The sequence below is a fragment of the Sphingomonas corticis genome (assembly GCF_012035195.1).
Classification (GTDB): Bacteria; Pseudomonadota; Alphaproteobacteria; order Sphingomonadales; family Sphingomonadaceae; genus Sphingomonas; species Sphingomonas corticis.
The window spans coordinates 31,980-54,129 of sequence record NZ_JAAVJH010000003.1; the positions used below are offsets into that span (position 1 = coordinate 31,980).

Annotated in this window: 26 protein-coding genes and 1 pseudogene; 11 read left to right on the top strand and 16 right to left on the bottom strand. The window is 70.8% G+C overall.

The window, feature by feature from the left end; all coding sequences use genetic code 11:
* Positions 1-40 precede the first annotated feature (40 nt).
* Both HBH26_RS05185 and HBH26_RS05190 read left to right on the top strand, forming a co-directional pair.
* Positions 41-1,051 carry a hypothetical protein gene (locus tag HBH26_RS05185; RefSeq protein WP_168133558.1) on the top strand — a complete coding sequence of 337 codons (1,011 nt, stop codon included), beginning with the start codon at positions 41-43 and terminating at the stop codon, positions 1,049-1,051.
* The gene (locus HBH26_RS05190; RefSeq protein ID WP_168133559.1) at positions 1,048-1,326 is read left to right on the top strand and encodes a hypothetical protein; all 279 of its coding nucleotides are present in this window, start codon (positions 1,048-1,050) and stop codon (positions 1,324-1,326) included. The genes HBH26_RS05185 and HBH26_RS05190 overlap by 4 nt, the downstream gene beginning before the upstream one ends.
* Positions 1,327-1,431: 105 nt before the next feature.
* On the opposite strand, the gene pnp is transcribed toward HBH26_RS05190, so the two are convergent.
* The 11 genes from pnp to HBH26_RS05245 all read right to left on the bottom strand — a co-directional run bounded on the left by pnp (position 1,432) and on the right by HBH26_RS05245 (position 11,762).
* A complete protein-coding gene (gene pnp / locus HBH26_RS05195) occupies positions 1,432-3,813 on the bottom strand; it encodes a polyribonucleotide nucleotidyltransferase (protein ID WP_168133560.1) in 2,382 nt (793 codons plus the stop codon).
* A gap of 219 nt (positions 3,814-4,032) precedes the next feature.
* Positions 4,033-4,302: a 30S ribosomal protein S15 gene (gene rpsO / locus HBH26_RS05200; RefSeq protein ID WP_168133561.1), complete on the bottom strand. Its 270-nt coding sequence runs from the start codon at positions 4,300-4,302 to the stop codon at positions 4,033-4,035.
* A gap of 20 nt (positions 4,303-4,322) precedes the next feature.
* Positions 4,323-5,324 carry a tRNA pseudouridine(55) synthase TruB gene (gene truB / locus HBH26_RS05205; RefSeq protein ID WP_168133562.1) on the bottom strand — a complete coding sequence of 334 codons (1,002 nt, stop codon included), beginning with the start codon at positions 5,322-5,324 and terminating at the stop codon, positions 4,323-4,325.
* A gap of 5 nt (positions 5,325-5,329) precedes the next feature.
* Positions 5,330-6,019 (bottom strand): site-2 protease family protein, encoded by a 690-nt coding sequence (locus tag HBH26_RS05210; protein WP_168133563.1) that lies wholly within the window; start codon positions 6,017-6,019, stop codon positions 5,330-5,332.
* A gap of 60 nt (positions 6,020-6,079) precedes the next feature.
* Positions 6,080-6,661 (bottom strand): thymidine kinase, encoded by a 582-nt coding sequence (locus tag HBH26_RS05215; RefSeq protein ID WP_168133564.1) that lies wholly within the window; start codon positions 6,659-6,661, stop codon positions 6,080-6,082.
* Positions 6,661-7,050, bottom strand: a complete 390-nt coding sequence (locus tag HBH26_RS05220) for a type II toxin-antitoxin system VapC family toxin (protein ID WP_168133565.1) — start codon at positions 7,048-7,050, stop codon at positions 6,661-6,663. The genes HBH26_RS05215 and HBH26_RS05220 overlap by 1 nt, the downstream gene beginning before the upstream one ends.
* The gene (locus HBH26_RS05225) at positions 7,047-7,310 is read right to left on the bottom strand and encodes an AbrB/MazE/SpoVT family DNA-binding domain-containing protein (protein ID WP_168133566.1); all 264 of its coding nucleotides are present in this window, start codon (positions 7,308-7,310) and stop codon (positions 7,047-7,049) included. Before HBH26_RS05225 ends, HBH26_RS05220 begins: the two co-directional genes overlap by 4 nt.
* Positions 7,311-7,331: 21 nt before the next feature.
* Entirely contained in the window at positions 7,332-7,724 is a 393-nt protein-coding gene (rbfA, locus tag HBH26_RS05230; protein WP_168133567.1) for a 30S ribosome-binding factor RbfA, read from the bottom strand.
* The gene (locus tag HBH26_RS05235; RefSeq protein ID WP_168133568.1) at positions 7,721-8,263 is read right to left on the bottom strand and encodes a DUF1697 domain-containing protein; all 543 of its coding nucleotides are present in this window, start codon (positions 8,261-8,263) and stop codon (positions 7,721-7,723) included. Before HBH26_RS05235 ends, rbfA begins: the two co-directional genes overlap by 4 nt.
* A 17-nt stretch (positions 8,264-8,280) precedes the next feature.
* Entirely contained in the window at positions 8,281-11,046 is a 2,766-nt protein-coding gene (gene infB, locus HBH26_RS05240; protein WP_168133569.1) for a translation initiation factor IF-2, read from the bottom strand.
* Positions 11,043-11,762 carry a DUF448 domain-containing protein gene (locus tag HBH26_RS05245; protein ID WP_168133570.1) on the bottom strand — a complete coding sequence of 240 codons (720 nt, stop codon included), beginning with the start codon at positions 11,760-11,762 and terminating at the stop codon, positions 11,043-11,045. The genes infB and HBH26_RS05245 overlap by 4 nt, the downstream gene beginning before the upstream one ends.
* 13 nt (positions 11,763-11,775) lie before the next feature.
* Between HBH26_RS05245 and HBH26_RS05250 the strand changes: the two genes are divergently transcribed.
* A complete protein-coding gene (locus tag HBH26_RS05250) occupies positions 11,776-12,144 on the top strand; it encodes a GIY-YIG nuclease family protein (RefSeq protein ID WP_239024591.1) in 369 nt (122 codons plus the stop codon).
* Positions 12,145-12,262: 118 nt separating this feature from the next.
* Here the strand turns inward: HBH26_RS05250 and HBH26_RS05255 are convergent, their stop codons facing one another.
* The 3 genes from HBH26_RS05255 to rimP are packed head-to-tail and all read right to left on the bottom strand — an operon-like array spanning position 12,263 to position 14,683.
* Complete coding sequence (locus tag HBH26_RS05255) at positions 12,263-12,487, bottom strand: tautomerase family protein (RefSeq protein ID WP_168133571.1); 225 nt, start codon at positions 12,485-12,487, stop codon at positions 12,263-12,265.
* Positions 12,487-14,106 (bottom strand): transcription termination factor NusA, encoded by a 1,620-nt coding sequence (nusA, locus tag HBH26_RS05260; protein ID WP_168133572.1) that lies wholly within the window; start codon positions 14,104-14,106, stop codon positions 12,487-12,489. The genes HBH26_RS05255 and nusA overlap by 1 nt, the downstream gene beginning before the upstream one ends.
* A gap of 1 nt (position 14,107) precedes the next feature.
* Positions 14,108-14,683, bottom strand: a complete 576-nt coding sequence (rimP, locus tag HBH26_RS05265; protein WP_239024592.1) for a ribosome maturation protein RimP — start codon at positions 14,681-14,683, stop codon at positions 14,108-14,110.
* 199 nt (positions 14,684-14,882) lie between these two features.
* Here rimP and HBH26_RS05270 point away from each other — a divergent pair, with 199 nt between their 5' ends.
* Both HBH26_RS05270 and HBH26_RS05275 read left to right on the top strand, forming a co-directional pair.
* Positions 14,883-16,067 carry a PQQ-dependent sugar dehydrogenase gene (locus HBH26_RS05270; protein WP_168133574.1) on the top strand — a complete coding sequence of 395 codons (1,185 nt, stop codon included), beginning with the start codon at positions 14,883-14,885 and terminating at the stop codon, positions 16,065-16,067.
* The gene (locus HBH26_RS05275; protein ID WP_338057251.1) at positions 16,064-17,278 is read left to right on the top strand and encodes a PQQ-dependent sugar dehydrogenase; all 1,215 of its coding nucleotides are present in this window, start codon (positions 16,064-16,066) and stop codon (positions 17,276-17,278) included. The genes HBH26_RS05270 and HBH26_RS05275 overlap by 4 nt, the downstream gene beginning before the upstream one ends.
* A 21-nt stretch (positions 17,279-17,299) precedes the next feature.
* Here the strand turns inward: HBH26_RS05275 and HBH26_RS05280 are convergent, their stop codons facing one another.
* Together HBH26_RS05280 and HBH26_RS05285 are read right to left on the bottom strand one after the other, a co-directional pair.
* The gene (locus HBH26_RS05280; protein WP_338057252.1) at positions 17,300-17,698 is read right to left on the bottom strand and encodes a PaaI family thioesterase; all 399 of its coding nucleotides are present in this window, start codon (positions 17,696-17,698) and stop codon (positions 17,300-17,302) included.
* Positions 17,695-18,159, bottom strand: coding sequence for a PaaI family thioesterase (locus HBH26_RS05285; protein WP_239024593.1), 465 nt, complete (start codon positions 18,157-18,159; stop codon positions 17,695-17,697). The genes HBH26_RS05280 and HBH26_RS05285 overlap by 4 nt, the downstream gene beginning before the upstream one ends.
* Positions 18,160-18,268: 109 nt before the next feature.
* Between HBH26_RS05285 and HBH26_RS05290 the strand changes: the two genes are divergently transcribed.
* From HBH26_RS05290 to HBH26_RS21290, 6 genes and pseudogenes are all read left to right on the top strand, one after another.
* A complete protein-coding gene (locus HBH26_RS05290; protein ID WP_168133575.1) occupies positions 18,269-18,427 on the top strand; it encodes a hypothetical protein in 159 nt (52 codons plus the stop codon).
* Complete coding sequence (locus tag HBH26_RS05295) at positions 18,424-19,311, top strand: hypothetical protein (RefSeq protein WP_168133576.1); 888 nt, start codon at positions 18,424-18,426, stop codon at positions 19,309-19,311. Before HBH26_RS05290 ends, HBH26_RS05295 begins: the two co-directional genes overlap by 4 nt.
* Positions 19,299-20,204, top strand: coding sequence for a transposase (locus HBH26_RS05300; RefSeq protein ID WP_168133577.1), 906 nt, complete (start codon positions 19,299-19,301; stop codon positions 20,202-20,204). The genes HBH26_RS05295 and HBH26_RS05300 overlap by 13 nt, the downstream gene beginning before the upstream one ends.
* Before the next feature lie 10 nt (positions 20,205-20,214).
* A complete protein-coding gene (locus HBH26_RS05305) occupies positions 20,215-20,793 on the top strand; it encodes a winged helix-turn-helix domain-containing protein (protein ID WP_168133578.1) in 579 nt (192 codons plus the stop codon).
* A 39-nt stretch (positions 20,794-20,832) separates the two neighbouring features.
* Positions 20,833-21,615, top strand: a complete 783-nt coding sequence (locus HBH26_RS05310; RefSeq protein ID WP_168133579.1) for a crotonase/enoyl-CoA hydratase family protein — start codon at positions 20,833-20,835, stop codon at positions 21,613-21,615.
* A gap of 375 nt (positions 21,616-21,990) precedes the next feature.
* Positions 21,991-22,143 (top strand): annotated as a pseudogene (locus HBH26_RS21290) (PEPxxWA-CTERM sorting domain-containing protein); the annotation flags it as partial.
* Positions 22,144-22,150: the final 7 nt, after the last annotated feature.

The window sequence follows — 22,150 nt, forward strand, 5'->3', positions numbered from 1 at the left end:
ATGTTCATGCTATGTTCCACTGAGATGGTGGAGGGCATCAATGATATCGACGAACGTTGATCGAAAAGCTTTTTCTTACTGGTTGAGAACCGGTCGCCTCCCAGCCGTACGCAGCGCGGCGGGGTTGGAGTTGAAATTCAATCCCTGGCATGATCCCGAAGACGGGCGCTTCACCTTCGCGAACACCGGCGACTATCATCCGCGAGGAAGTGGGGGTGGCGCGAAGGCGCGGCGACCTCGTGCCGGGCCAACGCCGAAGTCGCAGCCGTCCTCCGACGATCTCGTCATTACTGCGCAACGCCAAACGGTGAGCGACGTCGAAGCGTTGTCGGATCAGGAATTCGGCGCCTTCGAGCGGGCGGCCAAGGCACAGCGCTGGATCGAGCGGCGCGAGAATGCGGAGATACGCGAGTATGTCCGGCTGAAGAAGGCCGTCGAGGCTCGTCGTGCCCGCGAAAAGGCGGGCGAGCGCGATTGGGAGCAGCAAGGTCGGGACTTCGCCTTTCTCTATGGCCAGGAGATGGCGATGCAAGCCGTCGGCGGTGCTGCCGGCAGGTTTGTTATCGCTCCTGCCGTGCGTGCGGCGGCGCCGAGGATCGAGCGTGTGGTGCGGCCACAGGCCTACGCACGGAAGCTGGCCGAGCGGATGCCGCGGCCTGCTCCGACCAGGCCGCTTTGGGTCGACGAGAATGCTTCAATGGGCGAGCGCGCCCGATTGTACAACGATGCGGCTCCAGGCGTCAGAAGAAATCCGGTGACAGGGCGGCAGCAGGCGCCCAGCCTGTACCGCACGACCGAGGATGGAAAACGCAGGCTGGTTCGGTTCGATGGGTTTGAAGACGATGCCTATCCCGTCTACATCGATCGAAAGACGAGCATAAGGTTCACGGCGAAAGCGAAGGATCAAGCTCTCCGGCAATCCGTCGCCCTTCGTCAAAATCATGCCAGCGGGCGATGGGACGTGCCTGACGAGAAGACCAAGCGGGAGGCTATGAAGCTCCTAAGGAAGTTAAATATCGATAACATCGGGGTGAAGGTGGTGAAAGAATGAACTATCTCGTTTTCGCTCGCGTCGTGGCGATTAGCCTTCTGTATCTTGAGGCCGTCAACGAGGAGGCATTGGATCTCGACACTGCCGTCCAGGGGATGGAGGAGATTACGGCCACCTTGAACGAACTTAATCCTGAGGAGATTGCGTTGCTGGATAGCGCCCTTCAACAGGTCGCGCTCGAATATCGCGGGGAGCAACGAGAGATGGTCAAGAACCTGGCGAAGGATTGCGGCCTCGTCGATGATCCCGAGGATGAGGACGGAGCAGACGGCTAGGCTCAGGCGCCGCGGCCCGGGCGGCGAAGGCGGATGTAAGTTGAAGGAAAAAGGCCCCGGCATCGCTGCCGGGGCCCTCTTCGTTCGTCGGCGATCGCCGGAGGATCAGTCGCGGTCGCCGGTCAGGAAGGCGGGGGCGAACTCGGGGGCGTTGCCCTCATCCTTGCCGCCTTCCGAACGCTCGCGCCGGGGGCCGCGCTCGCCGCGCTCGCCGCCACGGCCGCCGCCGTCGCGACGCGGGCCACGACCGCCGTCGCGATCACCGTCACGCCGCGGGCCCCGGCCGCCGCCGTCACGATCGCCACCGTCGCGGCGCGGGCCGCGATCGCTGCGCTCGCCGCCCCGATCGCCGCGTGGTTCGCGCGCCGGGCGGGTGTCCTCCAGCTCGGCGCCGGTCTCCTGATCGACGACGCGCATCGACAGGCGCACCTTGCCGCGCTGGTCGATCTCCAGCACCTTGACCTTCACGGCCTGGCCCTCGCTGAGGACGTCGGAGACCTTCTCGACGCGCTCGTTCTTGATCTCGCTGACGTGGACCAGGCCGTCCTTGCCGCCCATGAAGTTCACGAACGCACCGAAATCGACCAGGTTGACGACCTTGCCGTCGTAGACCTTGCCGACCTCGGCCTCCTCGACCAGGCCCTTGATCCACTTGATCGCGGCCTCGATCTGCGAGGGGTCGGAGGACGACACCTTGATGACGCCCTCGTCGTCGATGTCGACCTTCGCGCCGGTGGTCGCGACGATCTCGCGGATCACCTTGCCGCCGGTGCCGATCACTTCGCGGATCTTCGACTTGTCGATCGTGAAGGTCTCGATCCGCGGCGCGTGCGCCGACAGCTCGCCGCGGGTCTCGCCCAGTGCCTTCGCCATCTCGCCCAGGATGTGCGCGCGGCCGTCATGTGCCTGTGCCAGCGCGACCTTCATGATCTCCTCGGTGATGCCGGCGATCTTGATGTCCATCTGAAGGCTGGTGATGCCCTCCGACGTGCCCGCCACCTTGAAGTCCATGTCGCCCAGATGATCCTCGTCGCCCAGGATGTCGCTGAGCACCGCGAAGTCCTTGCCTTCCAGGATCAGGCCCATCGCGATGCCGCTGACCGGGCGCTTGATCGGCACGCCCGCGTCCATCAGGCTCAGCGAACCGCCGCAGACCGTCGCCATCGACGACGAGCCGTTGCTCTCCGTGATGTCGCTGGTGACGCGGATCGTGTAGGGAAACTCCTCCTTCGACGGCAGCACCGCGTGCAGCGCGCGCCACGCGAGCTTGCCGTGGCCGACGTCGCGACGCGACGGCGCGCCGAAGCGGCCCACTTCGCCGACCGAATAGGGCGGGAAGTTGTAGTGCAGCATGAAGTGCTGGTACGACAGGCCGTTCAGCCCGTCGATCATCTGCTCCGCGTCGCGGGTGCCCAGCGTGGTCGTCGCGATCGTCTGCGTCTCCCCGCGGGTGAACAGCGCCGATCCGTGCGCGCGCGGCAGGAAGTGGACCTCCGCCGAAATCGGGCGAACCGTCTTGGTGTCGCGGCCGTCGATACGCTTGCCGGTCTTCAGGATCGCGGTGCGGACGATCTCCGCCTCCAGCTTCTTCACCAGCTTCAGCGTGCCGAGATACTCGGCCGGATTCTCGTGCTTCAGGTCCTCGAACGCCTCGCGCGCCTTGGTGCGGGCGGCGTTGATCGCGGTCTGGCGGGCCTGCTTGTCGGTCAGCTTGTAGGCCGCCTCCATGTCCTTGCCGATCAGCTTCTTCAGCTTGGTCTTGGCGGCGGACTGGTCCGGGCCCTTGGGCAGCTCCCACGGGTCCTTGGCGGCCTGCTCGGCCAGGTCGATGATCGCGTCGATCACGTCCTGCGACGCCTTGTGCGCGAACATCACCGCGCCCAGCATCACGTCCTCGGACAGCTCCTTGGCTTCCGATTCGACCATCATCACCGCGTCGTGCGTGGCGGCGACCATCAGGTCCAGCTCGCCGGTCGCGACGTCGGCGTCGGACGGGTTGAGGACGTACTCGCCGTCCTTGTAGCCCACGCGCGCGGCGCCGATCGGGCCCATGAAGGGCACGCCCGACAACGTCATCGCGGCCGAGGCGGCGATCATCGCGAGCAGATCGGGCTCGTTCTCGCCGTCATAGCTCATCACCTGCGCGATGCAGTTGATCTCGTTGTAGAAGCCTTCGGGGAACAGCGGGCGCAGCGGGCGGTCGATCAGGCGGCTGACCAGCGTCTCACGCTCGGTCGCGCCGCGCTCGCGCTTGAAGAAGCCGCCGGGGATCCGGCCGCTGGAGGAGAATTTCTCCTGATAGTGGACGGTCAGCGGGAAGAAGTCCTGCCCTTCCTTGACGGTCTTCGCGGCGGTGACGGCGCATAGCACCACGGTCTCGCCGAGGGTCGCGAGCACCGCGCCGTCGGCCTGGCGGGCGACGCGGCCCGTCTCCAGCGTCAGCGTCTTGCCGCCCCACTGGATTTCCACCTTCTTGGTATCGAACATATGATTTCCTTCACTCCCCGGTGCGGATCACGCGGGGGGCCTGTGAGCGAGCCGTTCTTGGCTCGTTTGGGAAGGAGGCCGAATTGCCTCCTCTCCGTCCACCCCGGCGAAAGCCGGGGTCCAGCTCCAGCGGCTGGAGAAGCGCTCCCGCGCTCCGTACTTACTGGATCCCGGGTCGGAGCCCGGGATGAAATAAAGGCGCCTTGCGGCGCCTTTATTTCACTTCCGAAGACCCAGCTTCCCGATCAGCGCCAGGTAGCGGTCGCCGTCGGTCTTGCGCAGATAGTCCAGCAGCGAGCGCCGCTTGTTGACCATCATCAGCAGGCCGCGCCGCGAATGGTTGTCCTTCGCATGACCCTTGAAATGCTCGGTCAGGTTCTTGATCCGCTCCGTCAGGATCGCGACCTGCACCTCGGTCGACCCGGTGTCGCCCTCGGCGCGGGCATGTTCCTTGATGACTTCCTGACGGCGTTCGGCGGTGATCGACATTCTGTTTCCTTCGACATCTCTTACAGGTTGAAGCCGCGAACGACACGGATCAGTCCGTGCTCGATCTCCACCAGCGCGACCGGAATGCCATCCAGCGTCGCCAGCGCCTGACCCTCGTCGGCGGCGATCCCGGCCAGTACCCGCCCCTGTCGGAGCGCCCCTGCCTGGTCGGGAGCGAGCGGAAGAGCCGGGATGTCGTCCAGCCCTGCGCTCAGCGGCAGGAGGTATTCTTCAAGGGTGCGGCCCTTAGCGGCTTCGTCGAGAATGTCCAGCGATATCGCCGCGTCGAGGGTGAACGGCCCGGCGCGGGTGCGGCGCAGGTAGGTGACGTGCCCGACGGTGCCGAGCGCGACCGCGATGTCGCGTGCGAGGGAGCGGATGTAGGTGCCCTTGGAGACGTGCGCGGCGAGGGTGATGCTATCCTCCCCGCGCTTCGCTCGGGGAGGGGGACCGCCCGGCGCAGCCGGGTGGTGGAGGGGTGGATACGGCGCGCTCACCGTATCCACCCCTCCACCAGCTTCGCTGGTCCCCCTCGCCGGGGCAAGCTCGGGGAGGATCTGGAGCGACCGCACCGTCACCTTGCGTGTCGCGAGAGCCACCTCCTCGCCCGCGCGCGCGAGGTCGTAGGCGCGCTGCCCGTCGACCTTCAGCGCCGAATAGGCCGGCGGCACCTGCTGGATCGCGCCGGTGAACCGCACCAGCACCGCCTCCACCTCCGCACGCGTCGGGCGCACGTCGCTGGTCGCGACCACCTGCCCCTCGGCATCGAGCGTGTCCGTCTGCTCCCCGAAGCGGATCGTGAAGTCGTAGACCTTGTCGCCGTCCAGCATCCGCCCGGCCAGCTTCGTCGCCTCGCCGATCGCGATCGGCAGCACGCCGGTGGCCAGCGGGTCGAGCGTGCCGCCGTGCCCGACCTTCGCCTTGCCGTGCCCGGCGGTGCGCAGCGCGCGCTTCACCGCGGAGACTCCCTGCGTGGAGCCGAGCGCGAGCGGCTTGTCGAGGATCAGCCAGCCGTGGAGCATCGCCGTCAGCCGAAAACGGACGCGAGCTTCAGATATTGCTCCACCAGCGCCTGCGCCGGCGGGGCGACCAGCCGCTGCACCAGATTGGCGGCGGGGAACAGCGCGGGCAGCACCAGCAGCAGGACGATGAGCAGCGGGAAGCCGAAGCGCGCCAGCCGGTCCCATTGCAGCGCCAGCCGCTCCGGCAGCAGCCCTGCGACCACGTGGCCGCCATCGAACGGCGGCAGGGGGATCAGGTTGAAGATCGCGAGGAAGACGTTGATGATGAGGAAGTTGACGAGGTTCGTCGCCAGAAACGCCGCGGCGCTGCCCGCGGGCGCCACCGCCACGCTGGACGCGAACACGCCCAGCATCACCGCGCCGACAAAGGCGAGCAGCAGGTTCGATCCCGGCCCGGCGAGCGCCACCAGCAGCATCCCCTTGCGCGGATTCGCCAGCCGCCGCGCGTCCACCGGCACCGGCTTCGCCCAGCCGAACACCGGCGCCTTGGCGATGGCCAGCATCAGCGGCAGGACGACGGTGCCGATCGGATCGACGTGGCGCAGCGGATTGAGGCTGAGGCGCTTCAGCTCATCCGCAGTGGGATCGCCCAGCGCGCGTGCGGCCAGCCCGTGCGCGACCTCGTGAAAGACGATCGCGATCACCAGCGGGATGATCCACACCGCCGCCGACCAAATGATACCGTTGGGGTCCATGCGCGCGAGATAGGGGAGGGGGTGAATGAAGGCTAGGTCAGGTTGATCGATGCTACGGCATCAGCCGTTCCGCAGCGCCTCACCGAAGTGCCGCCGGCATAGCGCGACGTAGCGGTCGTTGCCGCCGATCTCCGTCTGTCGCCCCTCCGCCACCGCGCGACCGGTGTCGTCGACGCGCAGGTTCATCGTCGCCTTGCGCCCGCACGCGCACACCGACTTGATCTCCACCAGCGCGTCGGCGAGCGCCAGCAGCCGCGCCGACCCCTCGAACAGCGCGCCGCGGAAGTCGGTGCGCAGGCCGTAGGCGAGCACGGGGACGCCGAGCGTGTCCGCGATGTGCGCCAGCTGGTCGACCTGGCGCGCGCACAGGAACTGCGCCTCGTCCACCAGCACGCACGCCACCCGCTCGCGCGCGTGGCGTTCCTCCACCAGCGCGGCGATATCGGTGGCGGCGTCGAACATCGTCGCGGCGGCGGCGAGGCCGATCCGCGACGTGATCGTGCCGGCGGCGAAGCGATCGTCCACCGCGGCGGTGAACAGCATCGTCGCCATGCCGCGCTCGCGATAGTTGAAGTCGGCTTGGAGGAGGTTGGTCGATTTGCCCGCGTTCATGCTGGCGTAGTAGAAGTAGAGCTTGGCCATCAGGCGAGCGTCTCGACCGGCAGGGGGGCGTCGCCCAACTCCCGAGTCACGCCCCGGTCAAACGTGACGAAGGCGTCGGCCACGCCGCGTGACGCGACGAGATGCACCGCATCGGCCCAGTCCGCTCCCGCGCGGTAGCGCTCGATCGCCCAAGCCAGGCCGTTCCGATCGGACACATGGACGGTCTCGGTCATCAAGAGACCGGACAGCGCCGCTGCAACCGTGCCACGCTCGAGGCCCATTCTGCGGGACAGAACCCATCCGAGTTCCAGCCACACCGACGCCGGTATCCACACGGGTTGCTCGATGACCGCCCTGGCGGCGGCGGCCTGATGCGGATCGTCCTGCAGGATCAATCGGGCGAGGACGTTGGTGTCGACGGCCCTCAACGATCGTCATCGGCGATGTCGGGGGACCAGCCGAGCTGCCCCACCGGCACCGGCGCCCCTTCGTGCCGATAGAGCGCACGAAAGCGGGCGACGGCCTCCTCCACGCTAATCCGGCCTCCTGTCCCGCGGCGGCGCAAGGTGACGGCATCGTCGCTCTCGAAGATCTCGAGATCCGTGCCGGGCTGCCATCCGAGCCGGTCCCGCGTTGCCTTGGGCACCACGACCTGGCCCTTCTCCGAGATGCGGGTATGCGCGTTCATCGCGGTAAGATGCGTCTTACTTCACTCGCCGTCAAGGTCGCGCGCCACTGCGGGGTCGCGTAGCAGGCGGTCGATGTGACTGCCCTCGTCGAAGCTCTCGTCCGCCAGGAACTTCAGCCGCGCGGCATATTTCATCCGCACGCGTTTCGCGACTTCGCGCTGGAGGTAGGCGGTGTTGGTGCGCAGCGCCTTCAGCACCGCGTCCTCGTCGCGACCGAGCAGCGGCTTCACGAAGACGGTGGCGTGGCGCAGGTCGGGGGACATGCGCACCTCGGTGATGCTGACGAGGTGGCTGGCGAGCACGTCGTCGTGCACGTCGCCGCGCTGCAGGATCTCCGACAAAACGTGGCGCACCTGTTCGCCCACGCGCAGCGTGCGGACGGATGGTTCGGCGGAGTCGCGGTTCGGGTTCATGTCTGTGCCTGGGTCATGACGGCGTGGATGCGGGCGAGCGAGCGCAGGTTGCGCGCGGTGCCCTGTCGGCCGATGCGTTTCTCGATGAAGGTCTTCGTCAGCTTGCTGGGTCCGGCGCCATCGACATAGTCGATGTGCACCGCCCGGTCGCCCGCGGCCAGCCGCTCGCGCCCGCGGTGGTCCGCGACCAGGCGGGCGAAGCCGTCCGCCGACAGCGGGCCATCGAGGAAGAGGGTGTGCACCAGCTTCTCCTCCCCGTCGGTCGCGAAGGGATTGTCGGCCATCGCCGCCGCTACCTCCACCGCGGTGCGCACCGCCGCGAAGGTGCGGAAGCCGAAGCGCGCCGCCACCACGTCGCCGACGCGGGCGGCCAGCGCCGCGTCGGACGTCCCGTCGTGATCGAACAGCACGTTCCCGCTCGCCGTCACCGTGGCGACGTTGGCGAAGCCCGCGTCGGCCAGCGCCGCGCGCAGCTCCGCCATCGCCACCCGGTTGCCGCCCACGTTCACGCTGCCGAGGAAGGCGACGGTGCGCGGCATGGCCGGACCGTCGCCGACTACAGCGTCCGCTCGCGCAGTTCGACCTCGTACGTCTCCAGATAATCCCCACCGCGGATGTCGGTGAAGTTCTGCGAGAAGGTCACGCCGCACTCCAGGCCGGCGCGCACCTCGGCGACGTCGTCCTTGAAGCGGCGGAGCGACGCGATCTCGCCCTGGTAGATGATGACGTCGTTGCGCGTGATGCGGGCCTTGAGCGCCTTGCGAATGACACCCTCGACCACCAGCAGGCCCGCGGCCTTGCCGTGCTTGCCCGCGGAGAAGACCTCGCGGATCTCGGCGCGGCCCACGACGGTCTCGAACGCCTCCGGCCCGAGCTCGCCCGCCATGCCGGCGCGGATCTCGTCGATCAGGTCGTAGATGACGTCGTAATATTTCAACGCCACCTTGTGCCGCTCGGCGATCTGTCGCGCGTTGGCGTTCGGACGCACGTTGAAGCCGATGATCGGTGCGCCGCTCGCCGCGGCGACGTTCACGTCGCTCTCCGTGATGCCGCCCACGCCCGAGTGCAGGATCCGCGCCTTGATGTCGTCGGTGCTGATCTTGTTGATCGCCGCGACGATCGCCTCGACGGTGCCCTGCGTGTCGGCCTTGACGACCAGCGGGTACTCGATCGCCTTGTTCGCCGCCAATGCGGAGAACATGCTCTCCAGGCTCGCCGGCGCCGCCGTGGTGCGCTTGTGCGTCAGCACGCCCTGGCGATACTCGGCGACCTCGCGCGCGCGCGCCTCGTTCTCGACCACCTGCAGCTGGTCGCCCGCCGACGGCGTGCCGGAGATGCCGAGCACCTCCACCGGCATCGACGGCGAGGCCGACTTCAGCGGACGGCCCTTGTCGTCGACGATCGCGCGCACCTTGCCGCTCTCCGCGCCGACGACGAACACGTCGCCGACCTTCAGCGTGCCGCGCGTGACCAGCACCGTGGCGACCGGCCCGCGGCCCTTGTCCAGCTTCGCCTCGACGACGATGCCCTCGGCGTCGCGGTCCGGATTGGCGCGCAGCTCCATCAGCTCGGCCTGGAGCTGGATCTTCTCGATCAGCTCGTCCAGCCCGGTCTTCTTCAGCGCGGAGACCTCCACGTCCTGCGTTTCGCCGCCCATGCTCTCGACCTGCACGTCCTCGGACAGCAGGCGCTCGCGCACGCGCTGGGCGTTGGCGTCGGGCTTGTCGATCTTGTTGATCGCCACGATCATCGGCTTGCCCGCGGCGCGGGTATGGTTGATCGCCTCGATCGTCTGCGGCATCAGCCCGTCGTCCGCGGCCACCACCAGCACGACGATGTCGGTCACGTCGGCACCGCGCGCGCGCATGGCGGTGAACGCCTCGTGGCCGGGCGTGTCGAGGAAGGTGATCTTCGACTTGTCCTTCAGCGTCACCTGATAGGCGCCGATGTGCTGCGTGATGCCGCCGGCCTCGCCGCGCACCACGTCCGTGCCGCGCAGCGCGTCGAGCAGGCTGGTCTTGCCGTGGTCGACATGGCCCATGATCGTCACCACCGGCGGACGCGGCTGAAGCTGGTCCTCCGTGTCCTCGGTCGTGTCGAGCGCCAGGTCGATGTCGCTGTCGCTGACGCGGACGATGTTGTGGCCGAACTCGGTCACCAGCAGCTCGGCCGTGTCCTGGTCGATCGTCTGCGTCATGGTGACGGGCGAGCCCATCTTGAACAGCGTCTTGACCAGGTCGGAGCCCTTCTCCGCCATGCGATTGGCGAGCTCCTGGACGGTGATCGCCTCGGGCACCTGCACGTCGCGGACCTGCTTCACCTGCGGCTCGCGCGGGCCGCCGTAGTGGCGCTTCTCCTTCTCGCGCGCGCGCTTCAGCGCGGCGAGGCTGCGGGCGCGCGCGCCATCCTCGTTCAGCGCGCGGTTGACGGTCAGCTTGCCGCCACGGCGCTCCTCCGACTTGCGGTCGCGCTGCTGCGGGCGCGCGGCCGGCGCGGCGTTGCGCGGCGTGGCCGAACCACCGGGAAGCGGGCGCGGGGCGCCGGCACCCGAAGCGGTGCCCGACGCCGCGGCGGGCGCGGCAGCGGGCTTCGGCTCGGGCTTGGGCTGCGGCTTCGGGATCTCCGGACGCGCCACCGGCGAGAAGCGCCGCGGCGCAGGCATCGAGGGATCGCGACCCAGCTCCAGCACGGGCGGGGGCGGCGGCGGGGCGGCAGGGGTGGGCGCGGGAGCAGGCGTCTGCGCCACCGGAGCGGGCGCGGGTGCGGGCTCGGGCGTCGCGGGCGCGGCCTTGGCCACCGGCGCGGCCTCGACCGGTGCGGATTTAACCGCCACGGGCTCGGCCGGTGCCGCTTCGGGCGGGGCAGGCGGCGGCGGCGGCGGCGGCGCGGCGGCTTCCGCCTCGGCACGCGCCTTTTCCTCCGCGCGGCGCGCGGCCTGCTCGGCCGCGGCCTCGGCGGCGCGCTGCTTCTCCGTCTCCTCACGGCGGCGCGCATCCTCCAGCGCGTGCATCCGCTGCTCCTCCGCCTCGCGCAGCAGGCGCGTCTGCCGCTCCTGCGCGGTCTCTCCGGCGGGGGCGGGGCGCGGCGCGGGGGCGCTCGGCTGCGGCGCAGGGGCCGGCGCCGCGGCGGGCGCGGGCGCCGGCGTCGGCTCCGCCGTGGCGCCCTGCGGACCGAGCACGCGGCGACGCTTCACCTCGACCACCACCGTATTGCTACGGCCGTGGCTGAAGCTCTGCTTCACCTTGCCGGTCTCGACCGTGCGCTTCAGCCCCAGCGGCTGGCGCATTCCGAGTTTCGGCTTGTCGTTGTCGGTCTCGCTCACTCAATATCCTCGTCTGTCGTCGCGGCCCCGGGAATCGTCGACGCCGGCCGGTCGAAACCGGGCGCCGATGCGCCTTGCGCGGCCGGTGCGCAAGGGGCGGAGGTCAGTTCAGGGCCGATAAAGCGCAGCCAGCGCGCCAGGGCTTCCCCGGTGCGCGTCGCTGCCGAACGGTCGATGACGCCGACGTGTACCACATTCTCACGTCCCAGCGCCAATCCCAATATGGTGCGCGGGACCGGCAGCGCCAAGCCCCTGAGGTCGGATCCTTCGCGGTCGGAACCGACGCGCCACGCCTGCGCCAGCTTGCGCGCGCCGTCCTCCCCCGCGTCGGCGGCGTGGTACAGCGCATGGAGCTTGCCGCCGCGCGCCGCCTGCTCGATCCGGTCCGACCCGGTAGCGAGATTGCCCGCGCGGGCCTCCAGCCCAAGACGATCGAGCGCGCTGCGCTCCAGCGCGGCGGCGATGCGGGCGGGCAGGTCCTCGGCGATGGTCAGCTCGCCCGTCCTGAACGCGCGCGACAGGGCGCCGCGCAGCCGACCCTTGGCGATCGCCTGCTCCAGCTCGGCACGCGTCACCCCGATCCACGCGCCGCGCCCGGGCGCCTTGCCGCGCACGTCGGGCAGCACCGCGCCGTCGGGCGCCAGCGCCAGCCGCACCAGCGCATCGGGCGAGGCGCGGTCGCGGGTGAGGATGCAGGAGCGGACGGGGTCAGTCATGATGAAGTCCGTCATGCCGGGCCTGTCCCGGCATCCAGGGCAGCGCACGCTGGGTCGGATGAGGGAGCGGCAACCGTGCGTCTACATCCTGGCAAGCGGGCGCAACGGCACGCTCTACGTCGGCGTCACGTCGAACCTCGTCGGGCGACTGATGCAGCATCGCGACGACACCTCTGCCGGGTTCACCACTCGCTACAGCGTCCACCGGCTCGTCTGGTTCGATATGGCCGAGACGATGCTCGACGCCATCGCCACCGAGAAACGGATCAAGAAATGGCCGCGGCGATACAAGCTGAACCTGATCGAGGCGGGCAATCCTCGCTGGCGAGACCTTGCCGGCGACCTGGGTCTGCCGCCGATGCCAGCCGACCGCGACGCCTGACGCCCTGGATGCCGGGACCAGCCCGGCATGACGGATCGGTCCCGTCATCCCGGGCTGGTCCCGGGATCCAGGGTGGCGAGCGATGCCGCTCGTTGGCTTGCCCGGCGCCGCTACCGTGTCATTGCGAGGGTGCCGCATCCGCGTCCTCCCTCGGTCGGTCGCGGTCGGCGATCAGTACGCCGCCCGCGCCGTAATTCTCCGGCGACACTTCCTCGATCACGACCTGCACCGCGGCCGGGTTCTTGCCCAGGCGCGTGACCAGCGAGGTCGTGACGTCGGCCACGATCCCCGCCTTCTGCGCGGCGCTGGCCGCGCCTGCCAGTCTGATCGAGACGAAGGGCATCAGGCCTCCTGCTGCTCCGCCCCGTCGACCGGCGCGGCGTCCTCGTCGGCGAACCAATGCGCGCGGGCGGCCATGATGATCTCGTTGCCCTGCTCGTCGGACAGGCCGTACTCGCCCAGCACGCCGCCCTTGTTCTCCGGCCGGTCGCGGCGCGGCGCCTCGTCGTTGCGGCGGCGCGGCTCGGCGCGCTTCTTCTCGACCAGTTCGTCGGTGGCGAGGTCGGCGAGGTCGTCCAGCGTCTTGATGCCCGCCTTGCCCAGCGTCACCAGCATCGCCTCGGTGAGGTACGGCAGCTCGGCGAGCGCGTCCTCGACGCCCAGCCCCTGACGTTCCTCGCGGTCGGCGGCCTCGCGGCGCTCCAGCGCCTCGGCGGCACGGCTCTGCAGTTCCTGCGCCAGGTCCTCGTCGAAGCCCTCGATACCCGCCAGCTCGTCGAGCTCGACATAGGCGACCTCTTCCAGCGCGCCGAAGCCTTCCGCGACCAGCAGCTGCGCCAGCGTCTCGTCCACGTCCAGCTCGTTCTGGAACATCTCCGTCCGCTCGGTGAACTCCTTCTGCCGCTTCTCGCTCGCGTCCGCCTCGGTCAGGATGTCGATGCCCTTGCCGGTCAGCTGGCTGGCGAGGCGCACGTTCTGGCCGCGGCGGCCGATGGCGAGGGAGAGCTGGTCGTCGGGCACGACCACCTCGATCCGGTCCTCTTCCTCGTCGATCACCACGCGCGCCACGTTGGCGGGCTGCAGCGCGTTGACGACGAAGGTGGCGGTGTCGGGCGACCACGGGATGATGTCGATCTTCTCGCCCTGCATCTCCTGCACGACGGCCTGGACGCGGCTGCCCTTCATGCCGACGCAGGCGCCGACCGGGTCGATGCTGCTGTCGTGCGAAATGACGCCGATCTTCGCGCGGCTGCCGGGATCGCGCGCCGCCGCCTTGATCTCGATGATACCGTCGTAGATCTCGGGCACTTCCTGCGCGAACAGCTTCTTCATGAAGTCGGGATGCGCGCGGGAAAGGAAGATCTGCGGCCCGCGGTTCTCGCGCACCACCTTCAGGATCAGCGACCGGATGCGGTCGTTGACGCGCACGACCTCGCGCGGGATCTGCGCGTCGCGGCGGATGACGCCCTCGGCGCGGCCCAGGTCGACGACGATGTGGCCGAACTCCACGCGCTTGACGACGCCGGTGATGATCTCGCCCGCGCGGTCCTTGAACTCCTCGTACTGGCGCTCGCGCTCGGCGTCGCGGACCTTCTGGAAGATGGTCTGCTTGGCGGCCTGCGCCTGGATGCGGCCGAACTCGATCGGCGGCAGCGGATCGACCAGATAGTCGCCGACCACCGCGCCGGGCTGCAGCTTCTGCGCGCCCTTCACGTCCACCTGCTTGTAGAGGTCGTCGACCTCCTCCACCACCTCGACCACGCGCCACAGGCGCAGGTCGCCGTTGTTGGCGTCCAGCTTGGCGCGGATGTCCATCTCCTGGCCGTAGCGGGTACGGGCGGCGCGCTGGATCGCGTCCTCCATCGCCTCGATGACGATCGCCTTGTCGATCATCTTCTCGCTGGCGACCGAATTCGCGATCGCGATCAGCTCCGCACGGTTGGCGGTGACGCCCGTGGCCATCTCAGTGGGTTTCCTCTTCTTCGTCCGCGGACGTGTCCTGGATTATCTCTTCTTCCGCTCCCTCCATCGAGAGCGGGACGGTGGCGTCGATCAGCCGGTCGGTCAGCACCAGCTTGGCATCGGCGATCAGGGCGAAGGGCACGTGCGCCACCACGCCGGTGCGCGGATGGCGGACCGCGATCTGCCCGTCGGCGTCGATGCCTTCGAGATCGCCCTTGAACTGTTTCTGCCCGTCGACCGCTTCGGTCAGGACGATGCGCGCTTCGTGCCCGGCCCAGTCGGCATAGTCCTTCAGCCGGGTGAGCGGGCGGTCGATGCCCGGCGAGGAGACCTCCAGCCGGTACGCCCCCTCGATCGGGTCGCGCCCTTCCGCCTCCAGCGCGTCGAGCCGGTCGGACAGGCGGCGCGACAGGTCGGCGCAGTCGTCGATCGTCAGCTGGCGCGTGTCGGGCCGCTCGGCCATCACCTGCAAGGTGCGCTCGTCGCCCTTGCCGAACAACCGCACGCGCACGAGGTCGAAGCCGAGCGCGGCGGCTTCGGGTTCGATCAGCGTGGTGAGCGCATTCTGGTCGGTCAAGACGGGCCTTTTCGCAACAAAGCGGTTTCGCGCCGCGGGGCAGGCCCCGCAGCCCCTTGCATCTGGCGATGTAAGAGAAAGCACGGGCGATATAGCGCGGCTGCGTTCGCGCCGCAAGCGGGCGCGAGCGGGGCCGCGCGCGGGAACCATGCGCCCCGGCCGGCTTTGACATTGGTCACGAAAAACAAAGGGGTCCGCCTTGATCCGTCGCCTCGCCCTCCTCGCCGCCTTCGCCATCCCCGCCGCCTGCTCCGCTGCGCCGCAGGGCGGAGACGCCGCGCCGGCCGCCACCGGCGCGCGCCCCTTCGCGATGACCCCGGTGGCCGACTTCGACGCGCCCTGGGCGATGACCTTCCTGCCCGACGGTCGGATGCTGGTGACGGAGAAGAAGGGCGAGATGCTGCTCGTCTCCGCCGACGGCAGGCAGCGCCGCACGGTGGCGACGGTCCCGGTCGATGCGGCGGGACAGGGCGGGCTGATGGACGTCGTGCTGGCGCCCGGATTCGCGCAGAACCGGCAGGTCTACTTCAGCTATTCCGCCGCCGGACAGGGCGGCAAGGGCGTGGTGCTGGCCCGCGCGGTGCTGGACCTGGCGGCGGGCGGCGAGCGGCTGCGGCAGATCGAGGCGATCTACCGCGCCTATCCGCTGGTGGAGGGCGACGGCCATTACTCGGGCCGCATCGCCTTCGCGCCCGACGGCAAGTCTCTGTTCTTCACCGCGGGCGAGCGGCAGAAGTTCACGCCCGCGCAGGACAAGTCCGGCGTGCTGGGCAAGGTGCTGCGCCTGACGCTCGACGGAAAGCCCGCGCCGGGCAACCCGCTGGCCGCGCAGGGCTTCAAGCCGGAGGTCTGGTCCTATGGCCACCGCAACCTGCTGGGTATCGCCTTCGACGCGCAGGGCAACCTTTGGGAACAGGAGATGGGGCCCAAGGGCGGGGATGAGGTCAACCTGATCCTGCCCGGCCGCAACTACGGCTATCCCAACGTCTCCAACGGCGACCATTACGATGGCCGCCCCATTCCGGACCACGCCCCCGGCGACGGCTACGAGGCGCCCAAGGTGTGGTGGAACCCGGTCATCTCGCCCGGCGGGCTGATGATCTACTCCGGCGACCTGTTCCCGCAGTGGAAAGGCGATGCCTTCATCGGCGGCCTGTCGTCCAAGGCGCTGGTGCGCGTCGACCTGAACGGCACGAACGCGAGCAAGGGAGACCAGTTCGACATGGGCGCGCGGATCAGGGAGGTGGAGCAGGGGCCGGACGGCGCGATCTACGTGCTGGAGGACGGCGGGCGCGAATCGCAGGGCCGGCTGCTGAAGCTGACGCCCGCCACGGGGATGCCGGCCGGGACGGCGGGGGCGGGAACGGCGGGGGCGGCAAGGTGACGCGCGGCCGGCTCGCCGCGCTGGGCACGGGCGCGCTCGCGCTGGCGGTGCTCGCGTCCTGCGGCGGCGACGACGACGGCGGCAGCGACACGCCCGCGCCGGCGCCCACCGTGTCCGCGCTGCCCAGCCCCACCGCCAGCGCGTCCCCCGCGCCGCTGCCCAGCCCGACGGCGACCAGCACGGGTGCGGTGCGGCGGACGAACGTGGCGACGTTCGACAATCCCTGGGCCATGGCGTTCCTGCCCGATGGCCGCCTGCTGGTGACGGAGAAGGCGGGCACGCTGCGGCTGGTGACGACCGCGGGAGTGGTGACGTCGGTGTCCGGCCTGCCCGCGGTGGCGGCGGGCGGGCAGGGCGGCCTCCTCGACGTCGCGCTCGATCCGGGCCACGCCGGCAACCGGCGGGTGTGGTGGAGCTATGCCGAGGCGGGCAGCGGCGGCAAGGGGCTGGCGGTGGCGCGCGGTACGCTGACCATCGCGGCGGACGGGCGCGGCTCGCTCTCCGACGTGACGGTCGTCTGGCGGCAGGACCCGAAGGTGTCCGGGGACGGTCATTTCGGCGGGCGCATCGCCTTCTCGCCCGACGGCAAGCTGTTCGTGACCGCGGGCGAGCGCCAGCAGGGCTCGCCGGCGCAGGACCTGACGAAGACGCTGGGCAAGGTGATCCGCCTGAACCTGGACGGCAGCGTGCCGGCGGACAATCCGTTCACCGGCACCGCGGGCGCGAAGGGCGAGATCTGGTCCTACGGCCACCGCAATCCCTACGGTCTGGTCTTCGCCGACGACGGGCGGCTGTTCGAGAGCGAGATGGGGCCGGAGGGCGGCGACGAGTTCAACCTGGTCCGGCGCGGCGCCAACTACGGCTGGGACGCGGTGTCGGAGGGAAGCCGCTACGGCGGCGCGGCCTATCCGCGGCACGCGACCAACCCGGCGGTCGCGGCGCCGCTGGTCAGCTGGACCCCGGTGATCTCGCCGGGCGGGATGATCCAGTATCGCGGCACGATGTTCGCCGGCTGGGACGGCGACTTCGTCCTCGCCGGCCTGACCGCGCAGGGGCTGGTGCGCGTGCGCGTGACCGGCGGCGGTGCCAGCGAGGTGGCGCGCATTCCGCTGGGAGCGCGGATCAGGGAGGTGGAGCAGGCGCCCGACGGCGCGATCTTCGTGCTGGAGGACGGCGCGGGCGGGCGGCTGATCCGGCTGGACCCGGCGTAGCCGCGGGCGCGCCCTCCCCGTCTATCCCTCTCGCTCGATCAGGTAGTTCATCCGCGCCGCCGCGATCGGGCGGGTGCGGTCGTCCTGCCACGCCAGCGCTTCGACGTTGGCGACGCGGTTGCCCAGCCGGGTGACGATGCCGATCGCGCGCGTGTCGTGGTCGCGCCCGCCGCGCATGAAGTCGACGGTGGCGTTGATCGGCTTGATCCGCGGCGACGGCTCGGCGCCCCCCTCGTTCTCCAGCGCGTGGCGCAGCGCGGCGATGGCGGCCACCTCCAGCAGGCCGGAGATCGCGCCGCCCTGCAGGAAGCCGGGGCGCCCCAGCACGTCCTCGCCGAATGGCATCACGATCACGGGCGACCCGTCCTCGGCCCTCTCCGCTGCAACGCCCAGCAACGCGGCATAGGGGGGCAGCTTCACGACGCCGTCCCCGTCGCCGTCCGCGGATAGGTGCCGCTCGGCACCATGAAGGTGGCGGCGACGTGCGCGATCGGATCGGCCGGATCGCCGTCGTGCGCGATGCCGCGGGTAAAGGCGATCGAGCGCGCCACGCGCAGGCACTCGGCACGGCCGATGACGGTCGCGTGCGGGCGCGCGGGGCGCAGATAGTCGATCCGCAGGTCCAGCGTGGCGTGCGGCGCGAAGGCGCCGGTGCGGTTCCACACCGCCAGGCTGGTCGCCACGTCCATGGTCGCGATGATCGGACCGGACGCGAGCACGCCCGTCTCCTCGTCGCCCACCATGTCCGCGCGCCACGGCAGCGCCAGCTCGATCCAGCCCTCGCCGCGCGCGTGGAAGCGGATTCCCAGCCGCCCGCTGTGGCCGCCGAAGCGATGGTCCGCGATGGCCGCCACCGGCATGGTCGAGGGATCATAGTCCATCCGCCTCCCCCTACACCCGCCGCGCCGCGGTGCAACATTGCAGCGTTGTAACTCACGCCGCGCCGGCATCGCGGGCCAGGATCGGCGCCGTAGCGAGGAGGGGGACGGCATGGACATTCGGGGCATCGACATCGCGCAGATCGTCGACCTGGGCACGCAGGTCGCCAATTGCGGCGCCATCCGCGCGCTGGAGCAGGTGGCGGACGGCACCTACGAATACACGGTCGCGATCGTCGTCATCGCGAAGAACAGCCCGCTGTTGCCGTGACGCCGGACGCCGCGGGACGGGCGGTGCGCGACGCGCTGGCCGCGGTGGGCGAGGATGAGCCGGAGGCGCTGGTCGCGCCCGCCCGGCAGCTGCTGGCCGATCCGTGGTGGGTCGCGCCGCTCTTGGCGCCGTGGATCGCGGCACTGGCCGACGATCCCTTCGCCGAGCCGCCGCTGCGCGCCGCGCGCGATCCGCTGCGCACCAGCGCGGTGCTGGCGCAAGGAGCGCACGCGATCCTCGTCGCGTCGGTCATCTCCGCCGCGGTGCTGCGCGCACGGCCGCCCGCGACGACGCTGGCGGTGTCGGGACGCGTGTCGGTGACGCGCTACCATCGCGCGGGCGCGGCGACGCTGCTGGCGTGGGGTGCGGGGGATGCGGGGGATGCGGGAGAGGCGGGGGCCGATTTCGCCGCCGCCGACGCGCCGCCAGCCGTCGCGCTGGCGCCGCGGCCGCTGTTCGACGGCGCGATCGTGACGCTCGACGGCCGCCGCCGCGCCTACCTGATCGAGGGGGCGGAGCGCGACGTCGTGACGCTGACGGTGGCGCCGCGCGCGGGCCGCGCGGGCCTGACGCGCGAGTACGATCGCGCCACGGGCGCGCTGCGCCGCGTGGCGAGCAACGACGAGGCGGGGTCGCGCGCGCGCATGCTGCTGACGCTGCTGCGGCTGTCGGGCCGCATCGACGCCGCGCCGTGCTTCGAGGTGGCCACGCACCATGCCGCCTTCCACCTGCGCTGGGCGGCGATGCGCGAGTGGCTGGCGCTCGACGCCGCGGCCGCCGCGCCGCGGTTGCGCACGATGGCCGCGACCGACACGAATGCGGAGGTGCGGGCCGCCGCCGCCGCGACGCTGCCGATGGTGGAGGCGCGCCTGTGCCGCGCGTGATCGAGGCCGAAGGGGGCGAGTCGATCGAGCTGGGCGAGCTGATCGACGCACTGGAGACAGAGCGCTTCGATCCGCGCGACGAGGACGGGTTCGCCGCCATGGGGCCGTGGCTGGCGCGGCTCGGGCGCAACCGGCGCTTCCTGTCCGACCTGGCGATGGCCGAGCTGGAGCGGCGCTTCGCCGGCCAGTCCGCCGCCGGCTACGGGGCGCAGGTGCTGCTGCTCGCCCCGCCGCGCGCCCGCTTCGCGCTGCGCGCCAATTTCTGGCCCGCGCGCGAGGATGCGGTGGTGCGCGCGGGCGGCACCGCGCCGTTCTTCTACGACGTGGCGCACGACCACAATTTCTCCTTCCTCACCTACGGCTATCTCGGCCCCGGTTATTGGAGCGACGATTATGCCAGCGACGGCGCCGCGCGGCTGCCGGGGGAGCGCGCGGGACTGGTGTTCGAGGAGCGATCGCGGCTGACGCCCGGCAAGCTGATGCTCTATCGCGCGCACCGCGACGTCCACCGCCAGCTGCCGCCCGACGCCTTCTCCGTCTCGCTCAACGTCCTCGGTACCGACCGCGCGCAGCAGTGGCGCGACCAGTATCGCTTCGACGTCGAGCGCGACCAGGTGGTCGAGACGCTGAGCATCGCCCCGTCCGAGGCGCTGGTGACGCTGGCGGTGGAACTGGGCGGCGCGGCGGGCGAGGGACTGGCGCGCGACCTGGCGGCGCGCCACCCGATGCCGCGGATGCGCGCCACCGCGCTTGCCGCGCTGGACGATCCGTCGGCGTTCGAGCGCGCGTGCGACGATGTCGACCCCGCGGTCGCGCGGATGGCCCGGGCGTGGCTGGCCGACCGCTCCGTTTCGGAGAAGCCCGGCCGCGCGGAGGATGCGGCCGCGTCGTAGGACGCCGCGCGTGGGGGTGCGCGTGCTGATCGATCGGCCGGGGGTGGCGGCGGCGCTGGCGGCGCGCGGGATCGGTGCGGGCGACGCGGTGCTGGTGGTCCCCGCCGAGGCGCTGGGCGAGTGGCGGCACGCGGGCGCGGCGCTGCTGGCGGTGGCGGCCGACGCCGCGGCGGAGGCGGCGGCGCTGGACGACGGCGACGCGGCGGACGCGGTCGCCGTCGGCGCGCCCGACGCGCTGATCGCCAGCCGCGCCGCGCGGCTGCTGCGCGCGCGGGGCGTGGTGGCGGTGGGGCCGCTGGTGCTCGATCCCGTGGCGCGCGCGGGCTGGCGCGACGGCCGCGCGCTGGCGCTGCTGCCGCGCGAGTACGCGCTGCTCGCCCATCTCGCGCGGCGGGCGGGGCGCACGGTGCCGCACGCGGAGCTGCACCGCGCGGTCTTCGGCCTGCGCTTCGCGCCGGGCACCAACGTGCTGGCGGTGCAGGTGTCGCGGCTGCGCGCCCGGCTGGACCGCGGCGCGCCCTTCGCGATGCTGCGCACCGATCGGGCGCGCGGCTACCGGCTGGTTGCGGCGCCCGACCCGCCGGGCTAGGCACGGCAAAACGATCGACTTAGCGAGGGAGAGCGACGCATGACCGACCGGGTCTCCATCACCGTGGCGGACGGGATCGCCGACGTGCGGCTGACGCGCGCGGACAAGATGAACGCGCTCGACCCCGCGATGTTCGCCGCGCTGGCGGAGGCGATCGACGCGCTGGCGGCGCGCACCGACGCGCGCGTCGTCGTGCTGTCGGGCGAGGGTCGCGCCTTCTGCGCTGGGCTGGACATGGCCAGCATGGCGGGCGGCGGATCGGGCCTGAAGCTGTCGGAACGCAGCCACGGCCGGTCGAACAGCGCGCAATATGTGTGCACCGGATGGCGCGACCTGCCGATGCCGGTGATCGCCGCCGTGCACGGCGTGGCGATGGGCGGCGGCTTCCAGCTGCTGTCCGGCGCCGACATCCGCATCGCGCATCCCGCCACGCGCATGGCGATCCGCGAGACGTACTGGGGCCTCGTGCCCGACATGGGCGGGTTCGCGCTGTGGCGTGGGCTGGGGCGGGAAGACGTGCTGCGCGAGCTTGTGTATACCAGCCGCGAGTTCACCGCCGCCGACGCGCACGGCTACGGCCTGGTGACGCACTTGGACGAGGCGCCGTTCGAGCGCGCCATGGCGATCGCGCGCGAGATCGCCGGGCGCAACCCGCACGCGGTGCGCGGGGCGAAGCGGCTGTTCGCCGGGCTGCACGACGGCGACACGGCGTCGATCCTGCTGGCGGAGAGCGAGGAGCAGGTGAGGCTGATGGGCACGCCCAATCAGCGCGAGTCGGTGGCCGCCAACATGGCGAAGCGCGCGCCGCGCTTCGTCGACTGACGTCGTCGATCGTCCGTCGTCCCCGCGGGGGACGCCGTCGCCGCCGCCTTCCCCCTTCCACCGCGCTTAACGGTGGATTAATGGGGGCGCATGGCGACCGCAGGTGAGCGCAGGACGGTGACGGCCCGGCGGATGGCGCTGGCGCTGGTCTGCGCGCGCGCCCCCGCTCCCGCCCTCGCCAGCGTCGCGGCGCCGCGCGGCGCCGGGTCGGTGGTGTGGGAGGAACAGGCAGCGGGCGGGCACGGCATCGCGATCGACCATGCCGCCGCCTCGCCGTCCACCGACGCGCTGGAGCAGGAGATCGCCGCCCTGGGCGAGAACGAGAGCTACGCCACGGCCGAGCCGGGGCCGCTCGACGCGTTGATGCGCGCGGTCGGCCGCCTGCCCGAGCCGGCCACGTGGGGGCTGATGATCCTGGGCTTCGGCGGCATCGGCGGGGCGATGCGCCGCCGGATGCGCCGGTCCGACGCCGATTTCACCGCCCGCGTCCGTCGCATCGCCGATGGCGAGGATCCGCCGCGAGGCTGACGCGACC